Source organism: Streptomyces sp. PKU-EA00015, assembly GCF_013387495.1.
In the GTDB taxonomy this organism is placed as follows: Bacteria; Actinomycetota; Actinomycetes; order Streptomycetales; family Streptomycetaceae; genus Streptomyces.
This window is the reverse complement of record NZ_JABZEE010000002.1, coordinates 149,094-165,581: the sequence shown is the minus strand read 5'-3', so window position 1 is coordinate 165,581 and position 16,488 is coordinate 149,094. Positions and strand designations below refer to the sequence as shown.

The window sequence follows — 16,488 nt, the reverse complement described above, 5'->3', positions numbered from 1 at the left end:
CTGGGGGCTCGCTTCTCCCCTGGCTGCGCCGGGGGACCCCCACGCGGCCGTGACCGCAGCTACCGCTGGGCGTGCACGGTTCCTCCGTACGGGGAACCCTGGTTCACGCTCCGCGGGTCGAACGCGCCGGTGGCCGCGTAGCGTGCCGCGATCTCGGCGAGTTCGCGCTCCGGGATCACGTCGCGGATGTCCGTGAATCCGCCGGGCGCACGCCGGTGCGCCAGATCGATGACCACCTCGGGCCCCTGCTGCCGGTTGGACAGCTGAAGCCGGGTCATGGCCGGCCGGCGGTCCGCCTCGTAGGCGGCGAGCGCGGTCACGGGGTCGCGGTGGCGGGCGAGCGCGTGGGCCAGCGCGCGGCCGTCGACGATGGACTGGGTCGCCCCGTTGGAGCCGATCGGGTACATCGCGTGGGCCGCGTCGCCGATCAGCGTCGTACGGCCCAGGGACCAGGCGGGCAGCGGGTCGCGGTCCACCATCGGGTACTCGTACGCGGCGTCGGCGGCGGCGAGGACCTCGGGGACGCTGACCCCGTCGAACTCCCAGCCCTCGTAGCGGCCCGCGAAGGTCTCCACGGGGACGGCCCGGTTCCAGTCGCCCCGGAAGGTGCCCTGGGCCGTCTCGGAGGGCGCGGCGAGCGCCCAGTTGACGAGGACGTCACCGCCGTCGGCGGGCTCGGAGATCGGGTAGACGACCGCCCGCAGCCGGTCGTCCCCGGCGATGAGCATGAAGCGGCCCGCGCGGGCGGCCGGCACCCGGGAGATCCCGCGCCAGACGAGCATCCCGTTCCACGGCGGCTCCCCCTCGCCGGGGTGGAGCGCGGCGCGTACGGCGGAGCGGATGCCGTCCGCGCCGATGAGCAGGTCCGGCTCCAGCGAGGCCCGGCCGCGCCGGGTGCCCTCGCTGTGCTCCAGGGTGACACGCGGACGGCCGTCGGGGAGAGGGTCGACGCCGGTCACGCGTACACCACTGAGCAGGGCGCACTCGCCGAGCCTGGCCCGCACGGCCTCGGCCAGCACGAGCTGCAGGTCGCCGCGGTGGACGGACAGCTGGGGCCAGTGGTAGCCGGCGCCCAGCCCGCGCGGATCGCGGGAGATGAGGCCGCCGCTGCGGTGGTAGTAGCGCAGCTCCCGCGTGCGTACGGCGCGTTCCTCGACGCGGTCGAGCACGCCGAGCGCGTCGAGTTCGCGCACCGCGTTGGGCATGATGTTCACGCCGGCGCCGACGGGGCGGATCTCCTGGGTCGCCTCGACGACCGTGATCCGCTCGAACCCGGCCGTGTGCAGGGCGAGTGCCGCGGTCAGACCGGCGATGCCGCCGCCGGCGATCAAGATGTGGGTCATGGGGACGGTCTCCTCGTACTCTCCTGTGGCTCTCCTTCGGCGGTCAGCGGGCGGCCCGGGCGGGCGGCTCCACGGAGCGGCGCACCAGGGTCTCGTTGTCCCGGGTCAGGTCGAGCACGGAGCGCAGGAGGGCGACGGGGGCGCCGCCGCTGCCCGCGTCGTAGAGCCGTACCTCCTCGCTGTAGGCCTTGCGCGCGATGGTGAGGTGGCGGGCGCGGAAGGTCTTGAGGATGCGCAGGACACGGGCGAGGGAGACGGCCGACGCGGTGAGCGTGGCGGGGACGCGGCCGCCTCCCTCCCAGCTGAAGGCGGCGGAGAGCTTGGAGACCGCCGAGACGCCACCGCGGTGGGCCGCGTAGTGGGCGCGCCAGGACGGCAGGCTGTACTGGACAGAGTCGTCGAGGAAGGCGTCGTAGCGCTCGTTGCCGCGATCGCACTGCCACAGCGTCAGGTCGACCAGCCAGAGCGGGACCTGGGCGGCGGCGGGGCCGAGGTAGTCGCGGCCGGCGACGTCGATCTCCTCGAAGTAGGAGCGCATTTCGCGGGCGAAGAAGACGGGCGAGACGCGGGCGACGGTGAGGTCGATGGCGTCGACCATGGCCTGCACCTGCTGGGCGATGCGGTCGAGGACGAGGGCGAAGCAGGGATCGTAGGGCTCCAGGCGGGCGAGCTCGGCGCAGGTGTCGAGCGAGGCGACGAGGCTGGGGAAGACCATGCGGACGGCGTCCTGGAGGTTGCCCTCCATCGGGTCGCCCGTGTACATCCGCCGGCGCTTCCCCAACGGGTTCCAGGTCGTGTAGTGGTGCACGGTGTCACGCGGGACCATGTCGGTGCGGCGGCCCAGTTCCTCCAGGACGGGAAGCGCCTCCGGCACGGCCGCGAGCGGCTGCGTGCCGTGTCGTTTCAGCGAGCCGAGGAGGATGCCGAGGTCGCGCATCGCGGCGAGCGCGTCGACGACGCCGAGCGAGGCCACCCGGTCCTCGTCGGGTACGAGGGTGCGCAGGGCGACGGTGAGGGCGGGCACGTCCGCCTCCGCGTTCATCGCGGGGAGCGCGGCGAGGAGCGCGTCCGCGCCGAGCGGGTCCGCCGCGCGTATCTCGGCTATCCGGTAACGCGGTTCGCCAAGCACATCGAGACCGGGCGCGACAAGGTCGTACAGGGTCAACGGAACGTCCCTTCGGACAGAACGGTTCACTGGTGGGATGTGGGGCGGGCGGTGCGCGGGCGCCGCAGGGCCGCACGGCTCCCGCCGGGGCACCGTCCCGCCCCCGGTCACTCCACGGCGCCGCCGACCCGGTCCTGGCGTGGCGGCGCCATGGCGGGCGCGGGCAGCCGCAGCCGGGAGGAGAGCAGGGCGGCCAGGGCCGCGAACACGGCCCCGGCCAGAAGGGCGGACCTGAAGCCCGCGGTCTCGGCCGCGGCGTCACCTGCCGCCGTGGTCCCCGCGGTCGCGACGGCGACCAGGACGGCGAGCCCGAGGACAGAGCCGAACTGCTGGCTGGTGTTGACGAGTCCGGAAGCGAGCCCGGTCTCGTCGGGCGACACGTCGGCGGTCGCCGCCACGTTGGTGGTGACCATGACGAGCGGCAGGGCGACGCCCAGGACGAGGCTCGGGGCCAGGACGGTGGTCGGGAACGTTCCGCCGGCGTCGAGCGCGAGCGCGAGCCAGACCATGCCGGAGAGCAGCAGGCCGAAGCCGAGCGTCATGGTGCGGCCCAGCCCGAGCCGGCCGATGAGCCGGCCGGTCTGCGGCGCGACCGCGACGACGACCAGGGACAGCGGCAGCAGGCCGAGACCGCCGGCGAGCGGGGACTGGCCGAGCACACTCTGCAGGAAGAGGCTGACCAGGAAGAACATCGGGAACAGCGCCATCTGGGCCAGTGCGGCCAGGAGGTTGGCGAGCCTCAGGGCGGGGCGGCGCAGCACGGCGGGCGGCACGAGCGGCCGGGCGGCCTGCCGCTCCAGCAGGGCGAACGCGGCGAGCAGGGCGAGTCCCGCCGCCCCGCTCGCGAGCGTCCGCGCCGCGGTCCAGCCCGCCTCGCCCGCGCCGACGAGGGCGTACGCCAGGAGCCCGAGCCCGCCGGTCGCGGTGAGGGCGCCGCCGATGTCGAAGCCTCGTTCACGGCGCCGTCGGCCCGGGGCGAGCAGTCGCAGGGCGGCGGCGGCGAGCACGAGCGCGACGAGGACGTTGAGCCAGAACGTGGCGCGCCAGCCCAGGAGATCGGTGAGCACGCCGCCGAGCACCGTGCCGAGCACCCCGCCGAGCCCGCCCATGGCGGCGAACACCCCGAGCGCCCTGTGCCGGCCGGGTCCGTCGGGGAACAGGGTGAGCAGCAGGGCGAAGGCGGCGGCAGCGGCGAGCGCCGCGCCCACGCCCTGCGCGGCGCGCGCGGCGATCAGGTGCCCGGCGCTGCCGGCGACGCCGCCCGCGGCGGACGCGGCGGCGAGCAGCCCCAGTCCGGTCAGGTAGAGCCTGCGGTGCCCGAACACGTCGGCGGTCCGCCCGCCGAGCAGCAGCAGTCCCCCGAAGGTGATGAGGTACGCGTTGGCCACCCACGACAGACCGGCGGAGCCGGACCCGAGGTCGTCGCCCACGGAGGGCAGGGCGACGTTGACGATCGCGGTGTCCATGATGAGGAGCAGCTGGGTGGCGGCGAGCAGCAGGAGCGCGGGGCCGGCCCCGGACGCGGCGCGGTCGGCGTGGGCCGCGTCCGTGGTGCGGTCGGGGGTCACCGTTGCGGGGTCCTCTCGTCGAGCGCGTACCCGGACAGGCACGCCCGCGCCAGCGCCTCGCAGCTGTCCGTGTCGCCCTCCCACGCCTGCTGCATCAGGTAGACGTGCGGTGCGCCGTGGTAGAAGCGCTCGTACTGCTCGTGACGGGAGGCGAACTCCGAACCGAGCGCGTCCCACGCCAGCTTCAGCAGCTTGACGCGGTCCTCGGCCGGGTGGCCGGGCGAGCGGATGTACTTGCGCACCAGCGGCCCCAGTTCCGGGTGGAGCAGATCCTCGGCGGAGGCAGGAAGCTGGATGACTCCGCCGCCCGCCAGCGCCTTGATCTCCTGGACCGCCGCCGGGTACAGCTCACCCGCCATGATCCGCTGCGCGAACGAGATCTCCTTTCCGGGCATCACGCCCCCGCGTCCGCCGTCCACCTGCTCGTACGACGCCTCGGCCGCCAGCACGAACGCCTTGGCCTGCGCCACCCTGCCCATCAGCCGGCCGATCGCCTGGGTGACGGGCGGCAGCCGGTAGGTGTTGTTCGCCTTGGTCAGCAGGATGGCGATGCCGGTCAGGAACTCCAGCTTGGTCCAGAAGCGCGTGGCGGCCTGGTGCACGAAGTTCACGTACGCCGGGGTGCGCCACCACATGTCGAACGTCGCGTCGACGTTCCGGTACGTCAGCACCCGCTCCCACGGCACGAACACGTCGTCGCACACGAGCAGCGCGTCGTTCTCGTCGAACCGCGAGGAGAGCGGGTTGTCGAAGACGCTGCGGGCCTGCCCCTCGTAGGAGGTACGGGAGAGGAACTTCAGGCCGGGCGTGTCGATCGGGACCGAGAAGCACAGGGCGTGGTCGACGTCCTGCGGTGCGAGCGGCTCGATGGTGCCGACGATGACCTCGTTGCCGAAGACGGCCGCCGTACCGATCATCTTGGCGCCGCGCACCACGACGCCGCCGTCCTTCTCCGCGACGACCCGCACGACCAGGTCGTCCTCCTCCTGCTCGGACGCCGCCTTCGTACGGTCGATCTGCGGGTTGGTGAGGGTGAACGTGGGGTAGAGGTCGCCCTCGGCCAGCCTGCGGTGGTAGGCGACCGCGTTGTCCGCGCCGTCGAAGCCGTCGGTGGTGAACAGCTCCGGCGCCGCCGCGAATCCGGCCGCCCCGCCCGCCATGCAGTCCGGCGTGCGCCCGAGGAAGCCGAAGCTCGACTCGGCCCACACCTTGTACGCGCGGCGACGCTCGACGAGGTCCTCGTACGAGCGCGGGACCTTGAACGCGCGATGCGCACCGTCCGCGGTGAGCACGGACGCGTACCGCGGGTCGCGTGCCAGGTCGTAGAGCCGCGCGATCGATGCCGCGGTGTTGCGGAAGGCGGCATGGCGGGTGACATCGGCGACGCGTTCGCCGTCGAGCCACACCTCGCGCCCGTCCCGCAGCGATGCGAGGTATTCCTGGCCGGACCTGGTCAACGTCTCTCCTCGAAGGGACTGCGGCTGGACGGACCTCCGCCTGGCCGCGCTCGGGGCCGGCCGGCGGCGGCCGGTTTCAGCCGAGCCTGTCCCCCGCCGGGACACCGGGCAATGAACGACCGTCCAGCGGTCCTTAAGAACCGGCCATTCATGCGGCTGACGCACCCTTGCTGCGGTACTCGCCGGGCGTCATCCCGTACCACTTGCGGAAGGCCAGGTGAAAGCCGACCGTGCTCTGATAGCCGACCCGTTCGGGCACGGCCGACTGCGGCAGCGAGGTCTCGCCGAGCAGCCGGGCGGCCTCCTGCATCCGGCGGCCCGTCAGATGGCGGGCGGGCGCCTCGCCGACGAGGTCCCGGAAGGCCGCGGTGAACGCGGAGCGGGACATGCCGACCTCGCGGGCGAGCGACTCGATGGTCCAGGGCTCGGCGAACCGGGTCGCGATGATCACCATGGCCCTGCTGATGCCGGGGTGCCCGAGGACGGGCAGCGCGGACGGATTGCCGGCCAGGTCGCGCAGCAGCGGCCGCAGCGCGAGCACGAGCGCCATCTCGAAAGCGCGCAGGGTGACGAGCCGGTCGCCCGGGCCCACCGGCCGGTCCGTCGTGGCGAGCAGGCGCAGGGTGTCGCGCAGCAGCGGCTCCTGGTCGACCTGGGAGCCGTCGAGCACCAGGGCCCAGGGCAGCGCCTTGTACAGGCCGGTCGCCGCGCTCGCGTCGTAGTGCAGTCCGGCGCACAGCATCCGGCTGACAGGTCCCTCCCCCTCGATACGGATCTCGCCGGACGTGCCGGGCCGGCGCTCGGGCAGCATCGCGGCGAGCGAGACGCCCCGCCGGTCGGGGCGGTCGGCGAGCCGGTGCGCGGTCCCGGTGGGGAAGACGGCGAGGTCGCCGGCGCGCAGTTCGATCGGCGTCTGGTCCTCGCCGGTGATCCAGCAGCCCCCTTCGGTGACGAAGTGCAGTACGGCGCAGCTCTGCTCGGCGTCCCCCTCGATGGCCCACGGCGCGCGCAGATGCCACCGGCTGTCGAACACCCCGGTGAGCCGCAGTGGTTTCAGCAGCTCGCTCAGGAGGTCGTCACGCTCACTATGGGTCGGTTCCAGTGGTCGGTCCATTGGACGATCCTTCAACCCCCGCCCCGGATTGTTAATTGATCGGCCGAAGCCGCCGCCGCGAGCCTGGACGTGCCGTTCACGGCAGCAGCCACACCCTATCGAAGGGCCCTTCTGAGACATGTCCGATCACATTCCGATGCGCGTAGCCGTGGTGGGGGCGACCGGTTTCCAGGGCGGCGCCACGGCCCGTCTGCTGGCCGAGAGGGGCCACCGGGTACGCACGCTGAGCCGCAAGCCCGAGGAGGACCGCCCCAAGCTGCCCGGGGTCTCGGTCGCGAGCGGCGACCTGGGCCGGCAGGAGGACGTGCGGCAGCTCTTCGAGGGCGCGACCCATGCCGCGGTGACGATCCCGCTGGTGTACGAGGCCGAGAAGGTCATGCGCTACGCCCAGCACATCGCGAAGGCGGCCCGGGACAGCAAGGTCCACCGGATCGTCTACAACGCCAACACGCGTGTCCCGCAGCAGACGACGAACGTCGCGGCCTTCGAGACGCGCCGCCTGGTGGAGACGGTGCTGCGCGAGGGCCTCGCCGAGAGCGGCGTGGAACTGGTCGTCGTGCGCCCTCCCGTGTATCTGGACAACCTCTTCAGCCCTTGGAACGGACCGGCGCTGGTGAACGAGGGCGTGCTCGCCTACCCGCTGCCCGCCGGCGTCCGTACCGCCTGGATCTCCCATCGCGACCTGGCGCAGGCGGTGTGCGGGGCCCTCGCCGCGGAGGGTGTGGGCGGCCGGGTCTTCGACATCGGCGGCGCGCAGACCCTGACCGGCCCGGAGCTGGCCGAGGCGTTCGCCCGGGGGCTCGGGCGTCCGGTGCGCTACACAGCACTCGAGCCGCACGTCTTCGAGCAGGGACTCGCGCAGATCCTGGGCCCCCGGACGGCGGCCGGGGTGGCGGGGATCTACCACTTCATGGCGAGCGGCGCCGAGCCGGGCCTGATGGCGGGCGACGGCGGCCGAGCGGCGCGGGAGCTGGCGTTCACGGCGTCGGCGGTGGACGAGTGGGTCACCCGGCAGCCGTGGCAGATGTGGTCGGGCCGTACGGCGGAGTCCGCCGAGACGGCCTGACGGCCCGTCGGGAGCGACCGTATACAAGGGCAGTCAGGAAGGACCGGTTCCGTTCATGTGACGGGTCCGGTCCTTTTTCGTCCGTCTTGCGCGCCCCGCTACGTCCTAGTAGTTAACACATCGCCGGATTGGCCTCCCCAAGGGCGTGGGAAGGCTCATCCGGTACGTACGCGAGCGCGCCCTGAAGATCGCATCCTTTCCGGCCACCCGAGTGAACGCGGACAGGAGCCGACATGCCCGCACCCGGCCAGTCACCGACCGAGCAGTTACAAAGAAGACAAACACTGCCTCTACGTGCTCGACCCGCCCTGCCCGCACAGCCCTCAGGTGATGTTGTGAACTCGCTCATTGGTCGCATTCCCGTCCTGGACGTACGCCCGCTCGTCGACTGCGGCAGAAAGCCGGCGAAAGCCGTGGCGGGTGAGACCTTCCGGGTCACCGCCACGGTCTTCCGCGAGGGCCACGACGCGGTCGCCGCCAATGTCGTGCTGCACGACCCGAAGGGCCGCCCGGGGCCCTTCACCCCCATGCGGGAGCTGGCTCCGGGCACCGACCGCTGGGGCGCCGACGTCACCCCCGACTGCGAAGGCGCGTGGACCTACACGGTGGAGGCGTGGAGCGACCCGGTCGCCACCTGGCGACACCACGCCGAGATCAAGATCCCGGCCGGCATCGACACCGAACTGGTCCTCGCGGAGGGCGCCGAGCTGTACGAGCGCGCTGCGGCCGGAGTACCCAAGAAGGACGGCCGTGAGGCGGTCCTCGCGGTCGCCGACGCGCTCCGCGACACGGAACGGCCCGCAGCCGCACGGCTCGCCGCCGCCCTCGCCGCCGACGCCGCCGCCGCGCTCGCCCGTCACCCCCTGCGCGAACTGGTCAGCTCCTCACCGCCGCTGCCGCTCAAGGTCGAGCGCCGGCGCGCGCTGTACGGCTCCTGGTACGAGCTGTTCCCGCGCTCGGAGGGCGCGGTGGTCAAGGAGGGCGAGCCGCCCGTCTCCGGCACGCTGCGCACCGCGGCCGAGCGGCTTCCGGCCATCGCGGCGATGGGCTTCGACGTGGTGTACCTGCCGCCCGTCCACCCCATCGGCACCACCCACCGCAAGGGCCGCGACAACTCCCTGACGCCGGGTCCCCATGACGTCGGCGTGCCCTGGGCGATCGGCTCGGCCGAGGGCGGTCACGACGCGATCCACCCCGACCTCGGCACGCTCACGGACTTCGACCACTTCGTGCGGGCTGCCCGTTCACTGCGCATGGAGGTCGCGCTGGACTTCGCGCTCCAGTGCTCGCCCGACCACCCCTGGGTGAAGGAGCACCCGGAGTGGTTCCGCCACCGCCCCGACGGCTCCATCGCGTACGCCGAGAACCCGCCGAAGAAGTACCAGGACATCTACCCCATCGCGTTCGACGCCGACATGCCTGGCCTGGTCCGCGAGACGGTGCGGCTGCTGCGCTTCTGGATGGACCGGGGGGTGCGCATCTTCCGCGTCGACAACCCGCACACCAAGCCCGTCGTCTTCTGGGAACAGGTGATCGACGAGATCAACGGCGCCGACCCCGACGTGGTCTTCCTCGCGGAGGCGTTCACCAGACCGGCCATGATGCACACCCTGGCCGCGATCGGCTTCCAGCAGTCGTACACCTACTTCACCTGGCGCAACAGCAAGCACGAACTCACCGAGTACATCAGGGAACTGTCCGGTGAGGCCGCCTCGTACATGCGGCCGAACTTCTTCGTGAACACCCCCGACATCCTGCACGCCTACCTCCAGGAGGGCGGCCGGCCCGCGTTCGAGGTGCGGGCGGTGCTGGCCGCGACGCTGTCGCCGTCGTGGGGCATGTACGCCGGATACGAGCTGTGCGAGAACGTCCCGCTGCGCGTCGGAAGCGAGGAGTACCGCTGCTCGGAGAAGTACCAACTGCGGCCGCGGGACTGGGAGTCGGCCGAGCGGGAGGGCCGCACCATCACTCCTCTCATCACCCTGCTCAACCGGCTCAGGCGCCGCCACCCGGCACTTCAGCAGCTGCGCGACGTCCACTTCCACCACGCCGACAACGAGGCGGTGATCGCCTACTCCAAGCGCTCGGGCCAGGACGTCGTGCTCGTCGTCGCCAACCTCGACCCCCACCACACCCAGGAGGCCACGGTCTCGTTGGACATGCCGCGACTCGGACTCCAAGAACACGAGACCGTACCGGTGCGCGACGAGCTCACCGGCGAGACCTATCACTGGGGCAGGGCCAACTATGTGCGCCTCGAGCCGGGCATCACGCCCGCGCACATCGTCACCCTGCGACCGTCCCCGCAGACCGGAGGGTCACCCACATCATGATCGTCAATGAACCCGTTCCCGACACGTTCGAGGACACTCCCGCCCGCGACCGCGACCCCGACTGGTTCAAGCGGGCCGTCTTCTACGAGGTCCTCGTCCGCTCCTTCCAGGACAGCAACGGCGACGGCATCGGCGACCTCAAGGGAATCACCGCCAAACTGGACTATCTGCAGTGGCTGGGCGTCGACTGCCTGTGGCTGCCGCCGTTCTTCAAGTCACCCTTGAAGGACGGCGGTTACGACGTCGCCGACTACACCTCGGTGCTGCCCGACTTCGGTGACCTGGCCGACTTCGTGGAGTTCGTGGACGCCGCCCACCAACGCGGCATGCGCGTCATCATCGACTTCGTGGTGAACCACACCAGCGACCAGCACCCGTGGTTCCAGGAGTCCCGGACCAACCCCGACGGCCCGTACGGCGACTACTACGTCTGGGCCGACGACGACAAGCAGTACCAGGACGCCCGCATCATCTTCGTCGACACGGAGTCGTCGAACTGGACCTTCGACCCGGTACGGAAGCAGTACTACTGGCACCGGTTCTTCTCCCACCAGCCCGACCTCAACTACGAGAACCCCGCCGTGCAGGAGGAGATCGTCTCCGCGCTGCGGTTCTGGCTGGACCTGGGCATCGACGGATTCCGGCTCGACGCCGTGCCGTACCTGTACCAGGAGGAGGGCACCAACTGCGAGAACCTGCCGCGCACGCACTCCTTCCTGAAGCGGGTGCGCAAGGAGATCGACGCGCACTACCCGGACACGGTGCTCCTCGCCGAGGCCAACCAGTGGCCCGAGGACGTCGTCGACTACTTCGGCGACTACGCGGCCGGCGGCGACGAGTGCCACATGGCGTTCCACTTCCCGGTGATGCCGCGGATCTTCATGGCGGTGCGGCGCGAGTCCCGCTACCCGGTCTCGGAGATCCTGGCCAAGACCCCCGCCATCCCGAAGAACTGCCAGTGGGGCATCTTCCTGCGCAACCACGACGAGCTCACGCTCGAGATGGTCACGGACGAAGAACGCGACTACATGTACGCGGAGTACGCCAAGGACCCGCGGATGCGCGCCAACATCGGCATCCGCCGCCGTCTCGCGCCACTGCTGGACAACGACCGCAACCAGATCGAGCTGTTCACCGCACTGCTGCTGTCCCTGCCCGGCTCGCCGATCCTCTACTACGGCGACGAGATCGGCATGGGCGACAACATCTGGCTCGGCGACCGCGACGCGGTGCGCACACCGATGCAGTGGACCCCCGACCGCAACGCGGGCTTCTCCTCCTGCGACCCGGGCCGGCTGTACCTGCCGACCATCATGGACCCGGTCTACGGCTACCAGGTCACCAACGTCGAGGCGTCGATGTCCTCTCCGTCGTCGCTGCTGCACTGGACCCGTCGGATGATCGAGATCCGCAAGCAGAACCCCGCGTTCGGACTCGGTTCGTACACCGAGCTGCCGTCGTCGAATCCCGCGGTGCTCGCCTTCCTGCGCGAGTACAAGGACGATCTCGTGCTCTGTGTGCACAACTTCTCGCGGTTCGCACAGCCGACCGAGCTCGATCTGCAGACGTTCAACGGACGGCACCCGGTGGAGCTGATCGGCGGGGTGCGGTTCCCGGCCATCGGCCAGTGGCCGTACCTGCTGACGCTCGCGGGCCACGGTTTCTACTGGTTCCGGCTGCGGAAGGACGCCGCACCGGTGCCGGCGCCTACCGTGATGCCGGGCACCGGAACGGGAACCACCCCGGCCTGACGGCCCCCCGGAGGGGGAGTCACGGGTCCGAAAGGCGCCCCCTGCGCCGGCGGGGCGGTTTCCGCCGCCCCGCACCGGGCACTCTCCCCCTCATCCCCGCGCGCCGCCGGACAGCCACAGCTGTAATCCGGGACACTTTGCGCATTCGTGGTGTACCCGGGGAAAGGACGCGATGCCCATGTCGGAGGCTGCATCCACCCGGATCCCGCTCGCTCTGCTTCCGTCGCTCGCCCCCCTGCTCCACCAATGGCTGCCCCGGCAGCGCTGGTTCGCGGGCAAAGGAACGCCGGTCACCGGCTTCTCGCTCGTATCGGCGACCGAACTGCTGCCTGTGCGGGGCCCGGGACCGGGTCTGCTGCACCTGCTCGTACGGGTCGAGCAGCCCGGGGCGCCGGGCGACTGCTACCAACTGCTGATCGGGGTACGGGAGGCCCTGCCGCCCGCTCTCGCCCCCGCGCTCATCGGCCACCTCACCGACGGCCCGCTCGCCGGGCGCACCGTGTACGAGGGCACCCACGACCCACGGCTCGCCGCCCTGCTCCTGGAGCGGCTGCGTACGCCGGGCTCGCTGGGGCCGCTGCGCTTCCAGCGCTACGACGGCTCGCCCGCGATCCCCGGCGGACTCGCGCCCCGGCCGCTCGGCGCGGAGCAGTCCAACTCCTCGCTGGTGTACGGCGACACGTACATCCTCAAGCTCTTCCGCCGCCTGCACCCCGGCCCCAACCCGGATCTGGAGCTGCCGCTCGCGCTGGCCCGCGCGGGATGCGAGCGGGTGCCCACTCCTGTCGCCTGGTACGAGTCGGCCGCGCCGGAACCTTTCACCCTGGGCGTGCTCCAGCCGTTCCTGCGCGGCTCGCGCGACGGATGGGTGCTCGCCCTCGAGGCCCTGGCCGAGGGCCGCTCCTTCCGGAACGAGGCCGGTGAACTCGGGCGCGTGACCGCCGAGGTGCACACGGCGCTGGCCCGCGCGCTGCCGAGCGTGAAGCTGAGCGGAGCGCAGAGCGAGGAGCTGGCCACCGCGATGACCCGGCGGCTGGAGGCCGCCGTGGGCGCGGTTCCCGCTCTGGAGCCGTACGCGCCCCGGCTGCGGACGGCGTTCGAGGCGGTGGCGGCGCTCGGGCGGCGCGGCCGCATCTGGGCCGCGCAGCGCGTGCACGGCGATCTGCACCTCGGCCAGATACTGCGCGGCCCCGTCGCGACGCCCTGGTCGGTCATCGACTTCGAGGGCGAGCCGGCCCGGCCGCTCACCGAGCGCTGCCGCCCGCAGCCGGCGGTGCGCGACGTCGCCGGAATGCTCCGTTCCTTCGACTACGCGGCCCGTACGCACCGCCCGTCGAACCCGGCCTGGGCGGAGGCGTGCCGCGACGCGTACTGCACCGGCTACGCGGAGGCCTGCGGCAGCGACCCGCGCGCCGAGCCCGAACTGCTGCGCGCCTACGAGACCGACAAGGCCGTCTACGAGGTCGTGTACGAGGCCAGGCACCGGCCGGACTGGCTGCCGGTTCCGATGGCCGCGATCGACCGCCTCGCGACGCTCGACTGACTCTCCCCGCTCCCTTACTCGCGCCCAGGAGGCCGACCCCCGTGACCCCCCGACGCTCCTCCCGCCCCGCCGCCGCCCCGACCCCTGCCCCGCCCCCACCGGGCCACGACGGCGCGACCCCGCCCGAGGCCCCCGCCCCGGGCGCCGAGACCGCTCGGGCGGGCGGGGACGGCACGTCGGCGTCTTCGGGGACCGCGTCCGGCACCGGCCGGGCCGCGGCCGGTGCGGCTGCCGCGCCGGAGCCCCCGCCCGCGGAGCCCGGCACGGCGGACGGGTCCGTGTCCGGCGCCCCGCCGCAGCCGGGCGATACCTCCACGCCGACGGGGGCCGGGCCGGGCGGGGACAGCGCGTCGGGGTCGTCGCCCGGGACCGGGTCCGGTACCGCCGGGGCGGGCGACGCGGAGGCCGCGCCGACCGCGGCGCCCAGGGCCGCGGACGGGGACGCAGCCGGGACGAAGCCCACGGCCCGGCGCACGGACGCGGCCGGCAGGACCGGGGCCGACGGCCCCGCCCCCACGGCGCGACGCGTGGCCTCCGCCCGCAACGCCGGAGCCGACGAGCAGGCCGCGACAGACAGCCCCGCCCCCACCGCACGACGCGTCGTCTCCGCCCGCGACGCCGCGGCGGACGAGCACACCGCGGACGACGCCCCCGCCCCCACGGCGGACCCCGTGCCCGGGGCCGGCGGCGAGGCATCCGCCCGGCGACGCGTCACCGCGGCGCGCAAGGCCGATCCGGTGGAGGACGGCCCGGCGCGCGAGCCGTTGGCCGTGGGCGGGTCCACGGCAGGCGCAGCGCGCGCGGCTCGGACCGGCACGGCGGACGCGGCCGGCGGGTCCGCGCCCGCGAAGCGCTCCGGCGGCGGCCGCACGGGCACGGCGGGTGCGCCCGCCAAGGGCTCCGGAGGCGGTCGGGGCGCGCCGCGCCCCCGGACCGGCGGCGTACGGGCGGCCAAGCCGCTCGGGGACGACGACCGCGGACGGCTCCTGTACGGCAGCCACCACGACCCGCACGCCGTGCTCGGCGCGCACTCGGTCCGCGGCGGCATCCAGATCCGCGTCCTGCGTCCGCACGCGCTCTCCGTGACCGTCCTCGCCAAGGGGCTGCGCGCCGAGCTGAACGACGACGGCGACGGCTTCTTCTCCGGCGTGCTCCCCCAGCGGACCGTTCCCGACTACCGGCTCCTGGTCGCCTACGAGGGCCACGAGGACGGCTTCGAGGTCGAGGACCCGTACCGCCTGCTGCCCGCGCTGGGCGACCTCGACCTGTATCTCATCGGCGAGGGCCGGCACGAGGAGCTGTGGAAGGCGCTCGGCGCGCATCCCATGACGCATCAGGGCGTGACCGGCACCCGGTTCACGGTCTGGGCGCCCGACGCCCGCGGCGTCAGGGTCGTCGGCGACTTCAACTTCTGGGACGGCACCGGCCACCCCATGCGGTCGCTCGGCGCGACGGGCGTGTGGGAGCTGTTCCTGCCCGGCGTCGCCGAGGGCACCCTGTACAAGTTCGAGATCACGTGCCCGGACGGCTCGCGCACGCAGCGGGCCGACCCGATGGCCCGGCGCACCGAGGTGCCGCCCGCGAACGCGTCGATCGTGACCGAATCCCACCACGTGTGGCAGGACGGCGAGTGGATGGCGCACCGCGGCGACCGCCCCGTCCACGAGGCGCCGTTCTCCGTGTACGAGATGCATCTGCCGTCATGGCGCCCCGGTCTGACATACCGCCAGCTCGCCGAGCAGCTGCCGCGGTACGTGAAGGACCTCGGTTTCACGCACGTGGAGTTCATGCCGGTCGCCGAGCACCCCTTCGGCGGCTCCTGGGGTTACCAGGTCACCGGCTTCTACGCGCCGACCTCCCGGATGGGCACCCCGGACGACTTCCGCTTCCTCGTCGACAGCCTGCACCGGGCGGGCATCGGCGTGCTGGTGGACTGGGTGCCGGCGCACTTCCCGCGCGACGACTGGGCGCTGGCGCAGTTCGACGGGCGGCCGCTGTACGAGCACAGCGATCCGGCACGGGCGGCCCACCCGGACTGGGGCACGCTGGAGTTCGACTACGGCCGCAAGGAGGTGCGCAACTTCCTGGTCGCGAACGCCACGTACTGGTGCGAGGAGTTCCACGTCGACGGGCTGCGCGTGGACGCCGTCGCGTCGATGCTCTACCTCGACTACTCGCGCGAGGACGGCCAGTGGTCGCCGAACGAGCACGGCGGCCGGGAGAACCTGGACGCGGTCTCCTTCCTCCAGGAGATGAACGCCACCGTCTACCGGCGCAACCCCGGCGTCGTCACGATCGCCGAGGAGTCGACGGCGTGGAACGGCGTGACCCGGCCCACCCACCACGGCGGCCTCGGCTTCGGTCTGAAGTGGAACATGGGCTGGATGCACGACTCGCTTCAGTACGTGGCGAAGGAGCCGGTGCACCGCAAGTTCCACCACAACGAGATGACGTTCTCGATGGTGTACGCGTACAGCGAGAACTATGTGCTGCCCATCTCGCACGACGAGGTGGTCCACGGCAAGCGTGCGCTGGTGAGCAAGATGCCGGGCGACTGGTGGCAGCAGCGGGCGAACCACCGCGCGTACCTGGGCTTCATGTGGGCCCATCCGGGCAAGCAACTGCTGTTCATGGGGCAGGAGTTCGCCCAGGGCGCGGAGTGGTCCGAGGGGCACGGTCCCGACTGGTGGCTGCTGGACCCGTCGTACTCGGCGGAGCCCGACCACCGGGGTGTCCGGGACCTCGTGCGCGAGCTGAACGCGGTCTACGGCGACGCGCCCGAGCTGTGGCAGCTCGACACCGTGCCGGAGGGCTTCGCCTGGGTGGACGGCGGGGCGGCCGAGGACAACGTCTTCGCCTTCCTGCGGTTCGACAGGCAAGGCACGCCGCTGCTCGCCGTGAGCAACTTCTCGCCGGTGGTGCGTCACGACTTCCGGCTCGGGGTGCCGGGGTCGGTGTCCGCCTGGGTGGAGGTCCTGAACACGGACGAGGAGCGGTTCGGCGGCTCGGGTGTGCGCAACGCTGAGCCGATGAAGCCGGAGCAGGTGGAGTCGCACGGCCGGCGGACGTCGATCGCGCCGACGCTGCCGCCGCTGGCGACGATCTGGCTGCGCCCGGCCTGACGGGCGGGCCGTGCCCCGCTGCCGGT

At 72.5% G+C, this 16,488-nt stretch carries 10 protein-coding genes; 5 read left to right on the top strand and 5 right to left on the bottom strand.

All coding sequences use genetic code 11. The features are described from left to right. Positions 1 to 59 precede the first annotated feature (59 nt). The 5 genes from HW130_RS02400 to HW130_RS02380 all read right to left on the bottom strand — a co-directional run bounded on the left by HW130_RS02400 (position 60) and on the right by HW130_RS02380 (position 6,647). Positions 60 to 1,343, bottom strand: a complete 1,284-nt coding sequence (locus tag HW130_RS02400; RefSeq protein ID WP_177147663.1) for a flavin-dependent oxidoreductase — start codon at positions 1,341 to 1,343, stop codon at positions 60 to 62. A gap of 43 nt (positions 1,344 to 1,386) precedes the next feature. Next, positions 1,387 to 2,508, bottom strand: a complete 1,122-nt coding sequence (locus tag HW130_RS02395) for a monodechloroaminopyrrolnitrin synthase PrnB family protein (RefSeq protein ID WP_177147662.1) — start codon at positions 2,506 to 2,508, stop codon at positions 1,387 to 1,389. A gap of 107 nt (positions 2,509 to 2,615) precedes the next feature. Continuing rightward, a complete protein-coding gene (locus HW130_RS02390) occupies positions 2,616 to 4,076 on the bottom strand; it encodes an MFS transporter (RefSeq protein WP_309140295.1) in 1,461 nt (486 codons plus the stop codon). Further along, on the bottom strand, positions 4,073 to 5,533 hold the full coding sequence (locus tag HW130_RS02385; protein ID WP_177147661.1) for a 4-hydroxyphenylacetate 3-hydroxylase family protein: 1,461 nt from the start codon (positions 5,531 to 5,533) through the stop codon (positions 4,073 to 4,075). Before HW130_RS02385 ends, HW130_RS02390 begins: the two co-directional genes overlap by 4 nt. A gap of 148 nt (positions 5,534 to 5,681) precedes the next feature. Then, entirely contained in the window at positions 5,682 to 6,647 is a 966-nt protein-coding gene (locus tag HW130_RS02380) for an AraC family transcriptional regulator (RefSeq protein WP_177147660.1), read from the bottom strand. Positions 6,648 to 6,765: 118 nt separating this feature from the next. On the opposite strand from HW130_RS02380, the gene HW130_RS02375 reads away from it, so the two are divergent. The 5 genes from HW130_RS02375 (at position 6,766) to glgB (ending at position 16,462) form a co-directional block, all read left to right on the top strand. After that, positions 6,766 to 7,713 carry an SDR family oxidoreductase gene (locus HW130_RS02375; RefSeq protein ID WP_177147659.1) on the top strand — a complete coding sequence of 316 codons (948 nt, stop codon included), beginning with the start codon at positions 6,766 to 6,768 and terminating at the stop codon, positions 7,711 to 7,713. 233 nt (positions 7,714 to 7,946) lie between these two features. Further along, positions 7,947 to 10,046, top strand: a complete 2,100-nt coding sequence (locus HW130_RS02370) for an alpha-1,4-glucan--maltose-1-phosphate maltosyltransferase (protein ID WP_177147658.1) — start codon at positions 7,947 to 7,949, stop codon at positions 10,044 to 10,046. Further along, a complete protein-coding gene (treS, locus tag HW130_RS02365; protein WP_177147657.1) occupies positions 10,043 to 11,797 on the top strand; it encodes a maltose alpha-D-glucosyltransferase in 1,755 nt (584 codons plus the stop codon). Before HW130_RS02370 ends, treS begins: the two co-directional genes overlap by 4 nt. Positions 11,798 to 11,975: 178 nt before the next feature. Then, complete coding sequence (locus tag HW130_RS02360) at positions 11,976 to 13,340, top strand: phosphotransferase (RefSeq protein ID WP_177147656.1); 1,365 nt, start codon at positions 11,976 to 11,978, stop codon at positions 13,338 to 13,340. A gap of 770 nt (positions 13,341 to 14,110) precedes the next feature. Continuing rightward, on the top strand, positions 14,111 to 16,462 hold the full coding sequence (glgB, locus tag HW130_RS02355; protein WP_177147849.1) for a 1,4-alpha-glucan branching enzyme: 2,352 nt from the start codon (positions 14,111 to 14,113) through the stop codon (positions 16,460 to 16,462). The last annotated feature ends 26 nt before the right edge of the window (positions 16,463 to 16,488 follow it).